We start from the raw sequence: 13,896 nt of genomic DNA, 5'->3' as shown, positions 1-13,896 counted from the left end.
TCGAGCGTTGTTGCGATCACTCCTGAGGATAGAATTTTTCGAGCCTGTCGGCGATGGCAAGTGCGGCGCGGCATTGTGCCTCGCTCGGGGGCCGGACGGACATTTGCGAACAGGCCTGCAGGATGCCGGTGTCCTTTGGCGTAAGCTTTCCGATAGATTGACCGAATGCGCTGAGCTGTTCCCAATATTGTGATCCCAACTGGATGACCTCGCGCTGAGCTTCGATTCCGCTTTTTGCCTTTCGATCGCGGCGATCGTCACGTTTTGCAGTGCGCGCCTCGTCCGGATCGATCAGGCTGTCTTCAAAGTCGGCGTCATAGTCCACGCGGCGGTTCGCCAGAGATGACCAGCAAGCCTGCTTCTTCGCCCACTCGCTGAGGTTTCTGACTCCGACTGGCGGGCTGGTAATGATGTCGTTTGCCGCCTGTGCTGCAGCTAGGCTGGCCTTCTCGAGAATGGCAGGCACGCGCTGTAGCCTCCAGACATTGTCGAGATCGATCACCTTCTTTCTTGTCTCGGCATCATGCACGAGCTTCGCAAAGGCGTAGGTGACGATGTTGGCGCGGTAGCCGCCGGTGTACCAGGGCTGGTGGGGTACAAGCCGCTCGATGTTCCGGAAAATGATGGCCTTGGCGATGAGCCGCCGGAACCATGTTTCGTCGAAGCCAGCATCGCTTCGGCTCCATTCCTCACCGACTGCCTTCGCCAGCTCCGAGAAATTCTTCTGGGCACCCAAGCTGACGACATGGGGCTTGCGGCGCCAGGAATTCTCGAATTTGGCGAGGTCGGTCTTGGTGAAGAACTGGCTCTTTGGAAATTCGGCGTCGAACTTCTTCCGGTCCGAGGCACTACGACGGCCACGTTCATCCGCATATTGTCCACGCGCGCGCTCGTAGAACCACTTCGTCTCGCGGTAGTTGTCGTCACCGGCGGGCGACAGGATCTGTCGGGAGTTCTGCTCCATCCTGATATGGAATGGGTGGTTGGCGAAGAAGTCTGCCGCATTCACCTTGTTCTGACTGTTGGCGTACTGCGAAATGAGAGGCACGACGTCTTCCGCTTCGTGCGGAGGTACGACGGTCAGTTTCATCTGTACGAAGACGTCGGCGAGCTCATCCTGCTTCCGTGCCGCATGGATCGAGGCGGTGGTCTGCCCGCCATTCACGATCTGAAAATTGGTGGCGGACATTAGGAACAGCCCTTCGCCCATATCGGCGATCTCCACGCCCTCCGCTGTGGCAGTCAGGCCGTTGTTGTAAGAGAAGAACATGCTTGGCGCATCGCGGATCGTATCGCGGATCCCCCTGTTCACCTTGTTGCGTGCCTGAAGGAAACTGCGGACGTTGGCTTCGAGAAGCCGCGCTTCCCACTTGTCGTAAATGGCAGCAAGCTGCTTGCCCGGTATGACCGCGATGTAGCTCTCCAGAGGAGCTCCATCATAGGATGCCTTCAGGACGGGGATAGGTTCGCCGAACTCTTCCGCGAAATCGACAATGAGTTCGCCGCGGGTCTGACCGGATGACTCATAGCGGTGCAGACGCGAGATATCCCATATGTTGGAGGTCACGGGGATGCCGCCGATGGCGCCGACGGGTTGAGCGTCGGTGGTGGCCCTGTTCTCGCGGTTGGTGACGAGGATGAGCTTGATCTTGCGTATCTGCTTCCAGACTCGCGCGATCAGGTCGGAGATCACGAAGGCGTTGCTGGTTTCTTCGAGCTTCTCCCGAAACTCTCTCGTTCTTGCCGCCACCACGAAATCGACAAGTCGCATCAGGAGCTTGTTGGCCTCGGCCTTGAGGATCGACTGGAGGTCTTCGGCCAGATTGAAATCGCAGATGACGAGGCTGAGGACGCCTTCGTCGTCCGTCGGGTCCCACGCATAGGCATCAACCTGGATGTTCTTCACGCCGTGCTTGCCGGAATGATAGGCCTGCGACAGCGACGCGACCTCGCCAGCTTCGTCCAGAATATCCGATACCTTTTCAAGAAAGGCCTCGGTGGTGATCATTCCCATCGCGTCGGCGTCCCGCTGGACCTCGGCGAGAAGTTCGCGATGATATTCTGCCAGTTCTTCCATCAGGAGTTCCCGTCCGCGATCAGCTGGTCGAGAATGTTGTCCGCGATCGCGAAGGGTGCGCAGGCGTCGAGGCCGATGCTGTAGCGGACGCCGGAAACACCATTCGGCAGTGGACCGGTTATGCGAGGAAACCCGTCCATCACCTCGAATTCGAGGCTCCGGCCAATCATCCAGCGGCGCCCGGAATAGTCGTGCGCGAAATCGAAGCCTGTCTCGGCCAAGGCTTGCTCCCAGAGCATGCACGCTTCGGCATCTTCCATCGAGAACTGCCTGTCGAGGTCCGAGACATAATCGGTGAGCGTCTTTCCGGCCGGCTTGACGACCGCGTCGATCGGAGTGACAATCAGAAACAGTCGGCAATTCTCGACATCCAAGAGCTGATCTTCGGATGATATCTGAACGTAAGGTCGAGCCGCGCCGCGGCGGGCCTTCACTTCGACCAAACAGTCTCCGAGCTCGAAATCCTTGGAGGAACCAGAGGGGCCACGCCATGCTTCGATCGCGGCCCTGTGGCCCAGAAGGCCGATGAGCCGCTCAAGGAAGTTCAGCTCGCCAAGAAGGCCTCGCTGTTCCTCCAGCGACAACTGGTCAGAGCGACCGCCACGCAACAGATGGTGCCAGCGCATCGTGCGGCGGATCGAGCGATTCAGCGCATCGCCATTCTCGGTTGCCGCCTCGCCCGCGCGGACGATGTCGCGGCACAGTTCGGCAAATAGCTCGCGCTGCTCGCTGTCCTTCAGGAGCAGGATGAGGGATCGTCGATCGGCGATCTCGCGATAAGCAAGGTCGAGATTGCGCATTTTCGGGAGTGGCTGGACCTCTGCCGTTTCATCCCGCAGCCGAAGAAGGAGCCCGGGCTCGCCATTGGCGGCCAATATCCAGAAGAAGTCGTGCCGACCATCGGGCGATACGCGACGGGCATCGATGCCCCCGATCGCAAGCCCGGCCCAAGGATCCTTAGACATCATCATCCTCCGCCTCGGCCCCTTCGTCTTCGTCGGGATCGCCGAAGAGTTCCCTGAGCTTTGTCGTGTTCAACATGTATTCTACGCGCTGATCCGGCCGCGCCGATTGAGGGAAGCTGATCCCCCAACCCACGACCGGCTCGGCAGGAATCCTCGTCTTGTCAGCCTTGGGATCGTCGGGCTCCTTTATCCGAATGTTGTACAGCAGCAGGAGCGGTCGGCTGCGTCGCTGCCGATATACGCGATCGGGGAAGTTGAGCCTCGCGCCCTCGGGGTCCTTCTTTTCCTGGCAATAATCCAGCTCGGCCAATTCGATCTGAGTATCGCTAAGGCCCGCTTTTTCCATGCCGCGGGAGGCGACGCGAGCGCGACTGCCACTGATCGACAACACGCCAGCGGCGAGATCGCTTGCGCCTATGCTTCGGTTCATTGGTGTGATTTTCCATCCGCCGAGATTCTCGGGCTTGAGGTCCGGGGCCGGCTTGAGCGCGGTGACCAGAACATCCCATGTTTCAAGTTCATCGGTCCGGCGATCAGCAATGTATCGACGAACGGGAGCGATCGCCGTGAGCAGCGATTCCGGATGGTTGTCGAAACCACGCAAGAAGTCATCGACCAGCTCGACACGGACGCCCGACAGAAGAAGGCCCCCCGGAGCTCGCTTCGCCGACGATTGATCATGGCCTGCTTCGGCCAAGGCGGCCATGAAGCGATCGCGCGCGGTACGATTCTGGTCGATCGAACCTGGGGCAAGGGCCAGGCGCGTTGTTTCGACGAAGCTGTTCGAAAGCCCCACCAGCACATGCTTCTCACCGGATCCCATCTTGTTGCGCGCAGTGATCATGAGTGCGCTTGGGTGGCTTCTGACAGCGAGCCCGAACTGCATCGGGGTGGCGTTGAGCTGTTCCATGCGCTTCAGTTCGTTTTGAAGCTCTTCGGTCGCGTCGCTGATATGGGCATACCAGGATGCCGCGTCGCGGAGCATCCAGATCCTGCAAAGGTCTTCATAATCCGGTCGATATCCGAACCACCGTCCCATCTGCATCAATGTGTCGTACATCAGCGAGTTGCGCAGAAAATAGGAGACGGTCAGCCCCTCGAGCGTAAGGCCGCGCGACAGTGAAAATCCGCCAATAGCTATCACGGTCAACCCGTTCTCGCCCGCAGCGTCATAGTCGAGGCTGGTTGGCGAGTCTTTGTTCACCGAAACCACGATGGCTGATGCGACGACGGAAAGCAGACTGCTCAGGATTTCATGCCAGTCCGGATAGACGTCGTAATATTCGTCCTCCCAGCACCGATGAAGCTCGGCGATCACCGGATTGGCGAGGGCATCGGGCCGCGATCCATCGACGCGAATTGCATCCTCGATCGTCTTCAGATGTTCGTGCAGCCGATTGCGAAGAGTGTTCTGGATGCCGGTGAAGCGGGATGCATTGACCAGCATCGATGCGTGCTGATTGCTCTGACCTCGGAGATTGCGGATCGCGCGTGCTACAAGAAAGGTCCGAAGTGCGTCGATCATGCTGTCCGGAATTTCGGTCACGTCATGCGTTATCGGATGTTTGACCGGCAGCAGGTCGCCATTGTCTTCGATGTAGCGAAGGTGCCGCGGACGGACATCTTCCTCGTCGCTGACACCATCGACGAACACCTTGCGCGCACCAAAATAATTGCTCGGCGCATCGAGTCCGATGATGAAGTGTCTGGGGAACAGGTCCTGACTGTAGGACTCGTCGTCGCTGTCAGGGTCAATGAAGATGTTGGCGAAGGGCGTGGCAGTATATCCCACGTAACAGCTGCGCCGGAAGAGGCCCAGAAGGTCTCGGATCTGTCCGTTGATACGTGAAACCTCGTCTTTTCCATAGGCAATGTTGATCGATGCATTGTCTGCTTCGTCGTCGATGAGCAGCATCGGCTGGTCGACCATCTCCGAGTAGCGTCCCGTACTATGCTCTTTCAGCCAGTCGATCAGGTTCGCGAGCGTGCGCGAGTTCTTCTTGATGACCAGTACGACCGGGACCGCGTAGGATGATATCTCGCTGGTGTTGGTCGTCGCCGTTGCCTTGTTGAAATCCTTCAGTGTGGTCGTGAGACTGACAGGCGTGCGTCGATCATCAAACGCGCCAACACCGATGACCTTCGGTCGTTCCCTCGTGTCCCGCTGTTCGAGACGACCGGTGTCCCGTCCGACGAAACCTTCGTCGATGCGCGCTTGCGTCTGATTGCGAAGATTGTTGTGAATGCCGGCGATGACGACGATGAGGCGATAGCCGGCGTCGGCCGCCTTGCAGACGAGGCCGGTGTAGTTTGCGGTTTTTCCACTCTGAACGTGGCCCACGACCATTCCCTTGCGGTCCCAGGAATTCGTGTCGTGGGGGTTGCCCATCCGATCGAGAATGCGATCCGTCACTCCGTCCGTCGAGGTGATGACGTCGCGGGGCAAGCGCTTCTTCTGAAGGAGCTGCCGGTAGCGGTTCCAATAATAAGGATCGATGCGGTTCTCGGCCTTCGCATCGTTCAGCCAAGGCTTGAATTCGGCGTCACTGACGATCGCTCCAATGCCCATGCTGATGCCGATGCGTTCCTCGATCTGCCGAGCAAGCAGCTCCGCCTGCTGATCGGTAACGTCGGAAAACATCGGAGAAATGCGCATCGCTTCGATTGTCGCGCGAATGTTTTCCTCGGTTGGATGATCCTGCCCGGCAATGAGCTGGGACACGACTGCGTCGAGGTTGGTCAGGGGATCATTCATCAATGGGCTCCGCCGAGATCACGTCTTCGATGACAGGTTGGGCAATTGGCCAAGACGAACGAAATGGGTCGACCTGTCTGAGAATATCGAGCACCCGGTCTCGGTCGGTGTCCTGCGTAAGGAGGCGGGGCACCATGGCTTCGGCCATCTGCCGTATGGCTTCGATATCCGCTGCGTCGGCGACGATATCCTCGGCGCTACCAGCAAAATCCGAATGGAGCGACGCGATCGGAACCGAGGAGCCGATGAGGCCGACGAGGCTCGCGAAGGCCGGTTGCAGCTCCGCGGGAAGCTGAGCCGAGAAGTCGGCAAACACCGGATGGGCGGGATCAGGCCGATAGATGATGGCGCCATCCTTCTGAACGCGATGCCAGATCGGCATGTATTCGACATCGACCAGCCTTTGTCCGCGGCGCTGATATGTGCGCTTCGAGGTTGCTGCGAGACGTTCGACCAATAGTCGCATTCGCTCGCGAACGGCCGGAGGAAGCTGGGCAGAGGCCTTCTTGACGTCGATCTTCCAGTCCGCGTCCATAGTGTTCGGGATGTCGACCTTGATACGGCAGAGCTTGGTCAGCTCGGTCTGGCGTGCGAGGCCGAGCCAGCTGCCGGCAATGATCAGCCTGCGGCCGCGATAGACATAGAAGCCCTGCGATCGGAGGTGGCCCTCCGGACCGCCGAGCTCGTTCCAGTCCGACAAGGGTATCGATTTGTGATGGGGCAGGGTGAAGGACTGGAACTCGACAATGCCATTTCGCAGTTCGAGCTGATCCGGACGATCACTCTGATGGGTGCTGAACCTTGTGCCAAATGGATCGATAGGTTCGAGTTGTCGTCCATTCAATCGAATGACGAGAGGGCTGCGGCCCTCAGACATGAAACGATGAAAGACGAGACGAACATGGCGCTCTGCTCCGGCTATCGCGCGGTTTATATGCTCGGCCTGCTTTCCGAGGTCGTGCTGAAGCCCTCCCGAAAGGCGGTCGAGCGATCGCCAGACAACCAGTGTGCCGTCGTTCTGAAGTTGATCCGCCCATGGAATGCCGTTTTCGTCGTCGTGAATCGCGATGTCCCATCGGTTGGTGTCTGCGACGACGTCGAGATCCCATGTGGCGCCTGAGAAGATACCGTTCTTTCTCGTCACGACCGTCAGCCGCTTGCACTGGGAGAAGCTGGCGCTCTTCAGCCCGAGGCCGAACCGGCCGAGATCATTCATGTCGCGGCTGACAAGCGGGCTGCGCGTCCCCGGTCGCATTGCTTCGACAAGCTCTTCGAAGCTCATCCCTCGGCCATCGTCGAGTATCCCAAGCGCCGGTTCAGCAGAACTTGCGTCGGACATGAGCTGGATGCTCTTTGCGCCCGCCGTGATGGAATTGTCGATGATGTCGGCAAGTGCGGTCTCGCACGAGTAGCCGATATCCCGCAGGCTCTGAATCAGCGACGCCGCGTGCGGGGTTGCGTCGGCGGTCCTTCGTTCGACCGCGGCAGGACCTTCGTTACTCATGATTTCCCGTGTTCCCCCAGATATCCGCCCCTGTTTGAGACGCTCACGTTCTTATTTCAATTGCCAAAACATCCGACGTGGAATGATCATAGGATCTACGGCTGCAAAGTTCGTCGACCTAAATAGAAGCAATTAAAAAATCCGGCATCGTATTAGGTGTGCTGATGTGTGTCGACCTGATGGCTCAGCTTCTGAGATCGGCCTTAGCGCGACGTTAAATGCTGCTCACTAAATTGTAATCATGGAGACCGACGCCGCACCATCCAACCAGAAAGCGCCAAGTGCTGACTGGGACGCAATATTCGCGGACGTAAATGCGTGGCGTGGCGCCTGTATGCACCACTTCTCGACGGTTGAAATGGCAGTTACCGAGACGTTGTTGACGCTCGCCAAAGCCTCTTCCCAGAGCGAAAAGATCCGCCTTCGCCAGCTGATCGGCCAGCGTTTCGAAGATCTTGCGGCAGCGATCGGACCCGAAGGGCCCTTTTCTGCAAAGGGCCACGCCGCTTTTGCAAAACTGACGCACTACCGCGAGCACCAGGAATCTTTTCGAGCTTTGCTCTGCCATGGCGCAATCAAGGTTACGGTCGATCAGAACTGCGACTGGCTACTCGTCATCCGGAGCCTGTCCATCCGGTCCCGCCAATCGGAACGCGGCGTTGTGGTGATGGAGCGTATCGAAGCCCAGTCACGCCTCGCTGATTTGAAGCGCGAGGGCCAGCACCTTGCCTCGATTCTGGGGCAGTTGCGAAAGGCTGCTGAAGCCTGAAAGGGGCCTTTTCGAGCATTATGCCGGCGTGTATCTGACTGTAATTGCTTTCTGTTCGAGGACATTCGATGTTCGAAGACAAATCCGATCAAGAGCTTTGGGCGCTTTTGCGCGACCGGCACAAACGGATCAACGATGCGGCTGATCGAGAGGCTCGAGCCGCCGCCGCCGACATAGGTGGACCAATCAGGAACGGCGCGCTGCAACCCGCTAAGGATCGGGCCATTGCCGATGCAGACGCAATTCTAGATGAACTGGAGAAGCGGTTTAACGCCCTAAGAAGTTGAACTTTGGCCGATAGGGGACTGACCGCTTCTGGGGACGAATTGCGAGCAGCGGACCTACCATGGCTATTCTAAACGCAACGGCGCAAGCGGCCAGCCACTCAGTATCGCCGGGTTTTGGTCCGTTTCTTCGCTGTCGCTTCCGAAGCAGGCCGCAGCGGCCGCGCCAGAACGGCGCAGCCCTCTGCATGCGCCGGAGCATATTCGCCGCAAACGTCACACCTGAAATCATCTTTGGCCATTTTCGCGCCTAATCCTCTTCAGTATCCTCATCTGGCTTCCAATAGGCGAAGTTAAACAGGACATCGAGTTCGGCGAGATCGCGAAGCTGGAGCCGTTGACGGAGGCCCTCTGCATCAGCCGTGAAGCGAGCATAGCATTCGCCATCGACAGTCGTTTTGGCCGGTGCTCGCGGATATCTTGCGATATTGGCAAGCCCCATTCCCGCGACCGAGTTGCGGTTCATGACGGGAAAGCGCTTGGGGTCGCGGGTGTGGAGAATTTCGGTAAGTACATTGATTCCGGCGCGTGGAACCTTGTCGAAATGCGCCTTCAGGAGATTGAAAAGCGTTGCCGGATCGTCCGAGCGTTCGGCGGCAAGACCCCGTATGGCAGCCTGGAATGATGGAGCCTTTTTCGCGATTGTTGTTTTGCCGCGCTGGAGGCCTCCTGAGTGCCAGTGCCCAATTAACTCTTCATAATGGGTAAGAAACTTTTGCCGATTAAGGCCGGGTTGTCGGGCGAGTCCGGCGAGGAGCGTGCGGGCCATGCGATGGTTGCGTCGCCGCTGCTTCACCAGCGCTGCGAAGCCTTCAGGACCAACGTTGGCGCGCATTTCGCTAAGCAGGTCGGCCAAGGATATAATCTGGCCGGGAGGCTCCCCAATGGAACGGTTCGCACGACGTTCGGCAGCTTTCATCGCGGCGCGGTAGATGTTGCGCCGACTTTCATAGCGATTAATCAGCTCACCAGTAGCCTCTACGATATCCTCATTCGAGATTCGTTCGGAAATCCAGCGAGTAAACCATGTCTGCCATCCGGGTCCGGAGTCCGAGAGTTCGACGGAAAGTTCGTGATTGTCGGCAAAGCCTCCCGAAGTCATGTTCGCCGAACCGAGGAGCAGCGTCTCGCGTTCGCGGCCTTTGAACCAATAGGATTTGGGATGGAGAGTGTAGCGGCCTGCCTCACTGCCCATGTAGACCTTGACCTCACCGCCAGCCTTCTTCGCAGGTTCGCGAAGCCGCAAAAGCGCGCGCAGCACTTCGGGATCGCTCTGATAGAAGTCGATTCCGATAACGAACGTCGCCCAGAGTCCCCTCTCGACCCGCTCCTTGACTACCCCCTTTATCAGCTTCCAGCCCGACATTTTTGCAAAAGCGACGATGCCGATGAAGGCGGCCGCGTCCCCGAAATGCCGCAGGAGTACGTCGCCATGGCCCTCATCTTCGCCGTTCTCCACCAGCGAAGCCGACACAAACGGTGGTTCGGACTTCATGAATTTCTTCCCCCAGAAGAGACGACATTCGTCCGCTATCGAAATTGATGCAAGGGCGTTAGCATATCGGAAAGTTGCCATCGTTCTGGCCGTTTGCAACCTGTCGGCTTTCTGGCCGCAAACGAACAATTCTGCCACAACTAGCCGCTGCCGATCAGAGTTCGCCAAACAGGTATGCTGGGTGACTGACCTTTGTCGAACATGGTTGGATCGTTGAGCGTGATCGCCTCGGCTCAGCGCAGTCGATGGCGACGTCGTAGTTCTGCGAGACGCTCATCGCTTCGCGCCTCTGTAGCCTCAAGCGCGACGAGGATCTTGTCAGTCTCGTAAGGCCATTGATTCGGATCCGCCGGAAGCACGGCCCAAAGGATGTCCAATACTATGGCTGGATGCTCGTTGATTAGCACCTGGTCGGCGTCGTTGATTGCAAGACGCATAAAGCCGCCGGACTCGACCGTCGTTAGCCACGGAAGGATTAATTCCGCCACTGCTGCGAACCGATCGGGATTCGATACTGCAAGATCGACGAGCCGGGCTGATGTTCGCGGAGTGCGGACGGCAAGCTGCCTCGGCCACACGTCGCGAAGAAACGGGATTACGCACTCCCCCCAACCGCTGTCGGGATCGCCGGGCCAGCGAATGAGATAACCCAGCGTTTGTGAACGCAGTTCGTCGTCAGCGTGAATGAGAATTTCTCGAAGCTCGACATCCGAGATCCGATACGCTTCGTCATTCGCGCGCGGCGCGCCTTTCCAACCCGCTAGCAGCATTCCCGCGAGTTTGTTCTTCTGTTCGCGGCTTTCTAGGCCGCCACGTGCGAGCGCGACGAACGCGGGCTTTAAGTGCGAATAGAGCGGCCCTTGTGGTACGCGAGCTGGCCAGAAATATCCGCCCCAGAACGCATGAGCGTCAGCGCCCTCAGCAGTGGCCGCAGGAATGAGATTCTCGAGCGTCCAGCCGGGATCAATCTCGAACAGCCAATTGAGCCGCGCGGCTATAATGGCGAGAGCCTGCTGGCGCAGGCTGCCAGGAAGCGCAAGGAGTTGGTCTAAGCGCGCACGCCAAAGATCTCCTAGGCCGTCTCCGCTCTTGAACTCGTGCCGCGCGGGATCCTTGAATAATGCGTCAACGAGGCGCCCCGGCGGTTGGTTCAGGCCTTCATCGACCCAGCTTGCGTCGGAACGGCGGAATTTTTCTGGAGGAGGGTTAGTCGAGAGCGCTACGATAATCCGGTCCCAGATATCCCCAAACAGTCGAGGGCACGCTCCTAGTAGCGGCTCCGCGACATCGCGCAGCCACTCCGAAAGCGGATATCGGATTTCGGCGATCTCAGCCTCAGACAAGCGCAGGAGCCTGTAAGCGATCTGGCGTAGCATGCGCGGCGTGCGGAGTGCCTCACCGTCCGCGTGCAGCAATGTCCGCCAAGCTTCCTTATCGAACTGCGACCGGCGAGCCGCATCTGACAGCGCAGCCAGGGCACGCACGGGCCGCTCCGCTACCAATCCTTTGAAAGGCTGCTTGTCGACACGCCTTTCGAAATCGTGCCCTGTCTGATTACGTGCTGCGCCCAGAATTTCTGAGAGAGGAACGTCCTCAAGCATTGCGGTATCAGTATCGGTTTCGATCGAATAAGCTTCACCAACCTGTGGCTGAGCCGTATGCGCCGCAAATCGCGGTTCCCAATCCGCAGCAGCGGCCATGAGAGCAGCGGTGGACGTCTGGGTTTCATCAGTGAAAACTATGCCGCGGTCACGCAGCCACTGCAGCCGGTTGAGGCGAGAGTGCGCATCAAGCAACCCCCTGTCTTCTCGGTCCTCCAGCCAAGCGATAGGAGAGCCTAGAAACCGTTCCTCGATGCGGCGCCGTGATTCCATCGCCATATCGGTCCAGCGATCGCGGATCGCGAAAAGGAGGTCACGCTCCTGACGGAAGGTCCAGAAGTCCTCGTCAGACAACGAAAAGAAAACATCGGCCGCCTCGTCCGGGTCAAGAAGCTCGGGCCGTCCGGCCGCCCAAATACGCAATCGCGTGTGAACCGCGTCGACGTTAGCCGGCCAGCGCGCAAAGGCCGCACGCGCCGCCGCTCGGTCGAACTGCGCGAGGCGCGCGACGAGACCAAGGTAGATGTTGAGATGGCCGGTAAACTGGAAGGCATCCTCGTCGGCTTCCTCGCCATCGTCGGGCCGTGTGCTGTCGAAGTATAGTTCGCCCGCTGGACTCACCTCTTGATGCAGTCTGATCGCGTGCGCAATATTCTCTGCAAACAGCTCGACTGAAAGGGCCAGATGCTCGTCGGGCACCGACAGCGCGAGATGCGGGCGCGGATATTCGATCTCGACGCGGACGATGTTGCCGAGCTTGAGTTCGGGGTCGGGTTCCGGCGCCTTAACCCCATAGGATGCTGCCACACGAATTCGCGGCCGGTAGAGCGCGACAGCCTCACGCACCATACGGCTGGTCCACCCGCCTTCGGCAGTCACGCGCGCATCGATATCGTAGCGCGGTCCGTCGACGTCGACCTGCCGCTCTTCCCAAGACGAAATCAGGAGGCGCCAGCCATCTCGCACGACCGCCGGAAAGCTCTCTGGTTCCCTTCTGATCTTCCATAGAAGATGCCCGCAGATGCTTGGGTGCAAGCCGCCTTGTTGCGCCGCCCACCAAAGCGCCGTAGGCTGATGCGCCATTCCAACTACCAGCATACCAAGCTGCCATAGGCGCGGCGGCAGCTTGACAGTTGGATCGCCGTGACGGCGCAACTGCGCGACTGCGTCGGCGCCGAGCCCGCCCCAATCCATCTCTGTGCCCACGAAGGCATCCCACGCGTCGGACGGCATCTTCCGGCTCTCCCAGCGATTGTCAGGATCGCCAATTGCTGGGGGCTCATCTCGGTCGAGGCCATACGCGTTAAATGGATCGAAGCGGGGGCTATCTTCGTCGTAAAGGTCGGTCCGATCGGGATTGGCGTAGCGCCTCGCTGGATCCAGCACATTTAGCCATGTCGCGGGGAGGGAGCCAGCCGAAAGCGCCAAGCGCCTTGCTCCTTCGTGTGTCGCTGCAAGATTCGCGACCCTACCGCGCTCAGCAGGGTCAAGCACTTCGGGGCCGCGCCCAGCGCCAACGAGAAGTCGCTCGTACCAAGCATCCACGTCCCGGGAACGCTCAGCCCACGCGTCGAGCGTTTCCCAAAGCTCACGGTGCCCATTTTCCGGGCTATAAGCGATAGGCAGGACTCCCTTATGGGCCCACTGCGCTACAGCCTGCGCAGAATCCCCAGCCTGAAAAGCAAAAATACGCCCCGTGTGCGTACCCGACTGGTTGAGGGCCTCGAGCAGATACTGAACGGGCGGATCGTCTGCGGAATAGCCAATGAATAGAATCTTGTGGCGTTCGAGTAACAGCTGGATGTAGCGCGTGGCCCACCCGTCAGCGAGATAGGCACGCCCGAAGTCAGCGCTCGACAGCACAATCTCATCATCGCACGTTCGGCTATAGGCCTGATCAACCATGCCATGAATGTGGACAACGCCTCGGAAGTCCTTGTCGCGCCGCGGATCCGGAAGACGCGGCGGAAAATGCGAAGCGAGGCTTCCATCGCACTCCTCGAACAGCCGGTCGAAATTGGTTGTGACCAGGCGCGTTACCCCTTCTCGCGTGCGGGCGAGATCCAGAATTGTCCGGTGCGCTCCAAGTCCATATCCAACTGGCGGCCTGAGCGCGACAGCCATTGCCTCGCGCACCTCGCTTGGATGGAATTCCTGTTCGAGCATCCCAAAAATTCGGTCAGTTGCAATTAGGCCGGTAAGGCCACTTACCTCCTCGAGCTTCTCGCTGGCCTCGAAGAGCCGTCGCGCTGGACTATCGAGCGCCGAACCAAGACTCTGCAGCACAGTGCGTGCAAGCACTGGAAAGTTCGGAAGCCAAGCTTTTGCCTGGGAGATACCTGCGCCGCAAAACAGCAATAATTCCCCAGCATCGCGCGCATTCAGCAGTTCGTCAGGTAGATCAATCCCGCCAGAAATAAAGCGCATAAAGCCCCTCCGCGGGCAT

The 13,896-nt window shown here is 58.9% G+C and carries 8 protein-coding genes; 2 read left to right on the top strand and 6 right to left on the bottom strand.

Translation table 11 applies throughout. The features are described from left to right. Positions 1–16: 16 nt before the first annotated feature. The 4 genes from EBMC1_RS01155 to EBMC1_RS01140 are packed head-to-tail and all read right to left on the bottom strand — an operon-like array spanning position 17 to position 7,301. Positions 17–2,077, bottom strand: a complete 2,061-nt coding sequence (locus EBMC1_RS01155; protein ID WP_003039329.1) for an AIPR family protein — start codon at positions 2,075–2,077, stop codon at positions 17–19. Further along, on the bottom strand, positions 2,077–3,048 hold the full coding sequence (locus EBMC1_RS01150; protein WP_003039326.1) for a PD-(D/E)XK motif protein: 972 nt from the start codon (positions 3,046–3,048) through the stop codon (positions 2,077–2,079). Before EBMC1_RS01150 ends, EBMC1_RS01155 begins: the two co-directional genes overlap by 1 nt. Next, positions 3,035–5,797: a Z1 domain-containing protein gene (locus EBMC1_RS01145; protein WP_003039325.1), complete on the bottom strand. Its 2,763-nt coding sequence runs from the start codon at positions 5,795–5,797 to the stop codon at positions 3,035–3,037. The genes EBMC1_RS01150 and EBMC1_RS01145 overlap by 14 nt, the downstream gene beginning before the upstream one ends. Beyond that, on the bottom strand, positions 5,790–7,301 hold the full coding sequence (locus tag EBMC1_RS01140; protein ID WP_003039323.1) for an ATP-binding protein: 1,512 nt from the start codon (positions 7,299–7,301) through the stop codon (positions 5,790–5,792). Before EBMC1_RS01140 ends, EBMC1_RS01145 begins: the two co-directional genes overlap by 8 nt. A gap of 241 nt (positions 7,302–7,542) precedes the next feature. On the opposite strand from EBMC1_RS01140, the gene EBMC1_RS01135 reads away from it, so the two are divergent. Both EBMC1_RS01135 and EBMC1_RS01130 read left to right on the top strand, forming a co-directional pair. Beyond that, a complete protein-coding gene (locus EBMC1_RS01135) occupies positions 7,543–8,070 on the top strand; it encodes a hypothetical protein (protein WP_040589104.1) in 528 nt (175 codons plus the stop codon). 68 nt (positions 8,071–8,138) lie between these two features. Next, positions 8,139–8,357 (top strand): hypothetical protein, encoded by a 219-nt coding sequence (locus EBMC1_RS01130; RefSeq protein WP_040589102.1) that lies wholly within the window; start codon positions 8,139–8,141, stop codon positions 8,355–8,357. Positions 8,358–8,604: 247 nt separating this feature from the next. Here the strand turns inward: EBMC1_RS01130 and EBMC1_RS01125 are convergent, their stop codons facing one another. Then, the gene (locus EBMC1_RS01125; RefSeq protein ID WP_003039315.1) at positions 8,605–9,849 is read right to left on the bottom strand and encodes a phospholipase D family protein; all 1,245 of its coding nucleotides are present in this window, start codon (positions 9,847–9,849) and stop codon (positions 8,605–8,607) included. A 233-nt stretch (positions 9,850–10,082) separates the two neighbouring features. Then, positions 10,083–13,877: an SIR2 family protein gene (locus EBMC1_RS01120; protein ID WP_003039312.1), complete on the bottom strand. Its 3,795-nt coding sequence runs from the start codon at positions 13,875–13,877 to the stop codon at positions 10,083–10,085. Positions 13,878–13,896: the final 19 nt, after the last annotated feature.

Source organism: Sphingopyxis sp. MC1 (assembly GCF_000371385.1).
Taxonomy (GTDB): domain Bacteria; phylum Pseudomonadota; class Alphaproteobacteria; order Sphingomonadales; family Sphingomonadaceae; genus Sphingopyxis; species Sphingopyxis terrae.
Note: the sequence above shows the minus strand (reverse complement) of the source record. Positions and strands in the feature narration are given on the sequence as shown.

What these genes read in the sequence shown, in the direction of transcription:
- EBMC1_RS01155 (WP_003039329.1), bottom strand. Translation starts at nt 2,077, where the DNA reads ATGGAAGAACTGGCAGAATATCATCGCGAACTTCTCGCCGAGGTCCAG.
- EBMC1_RS01150 (WP_003039326.1), bottom strand. Translation starts at nt 3,048, where the DNA reads ATGATGATGTCTAAGGATCCTTGGGCCGGGCTTGCGATCGGGGGCATC.
- EBMC1_RS01145 (WP_003039325.1), bottom strand. Translation starts at nt 5,797, where the DNA reads ATGAATGATCCCCTGACCAACCTCGACGCAGTCGTGTCCCAGCTCATT.
- EBMC1_RS01140 (WP_003039323.1), bottom strand. Translation starts at nt 7,301, where the DNA reads ATGAGTAACGAAGGTCCTGCCGCGGTCGAACGAAGGACCGCCGACGCA.
- EBMC1_RS01135 (WP_040589104.1), top strand. Translation starts at nt 7,543, where the DNA reads ATGGAGACCGACGCCGCACCATCCAACCAGAAAGCGCCAAGTGCTGAC.
- EBMC1_RS01130 (WP_040589102.1), top strand. Translation starts at nt 8,139, where the DNA reads ATGTTCGAAGACAAATCCGATCAAGAGCTTTGGGCGCTTTTGCGCGAC.
- EBMC1_RS01125 (WP_003039315.1), bottom strand. Translation starts at nt 9,849, where the DNA reads ATGAAGTCCGAACCACCGTTTGTGTCGGCTTCGCTGGTGGAGAACGGC.
- EBMC1_RS01120 (WP_003039312.1), bottom strand. Translation starts at nt 13,877, where the DNA reads ATGCGCTTTATTTCTGGCGGGATTGATCTACCTGACGAACTGCTGAAT.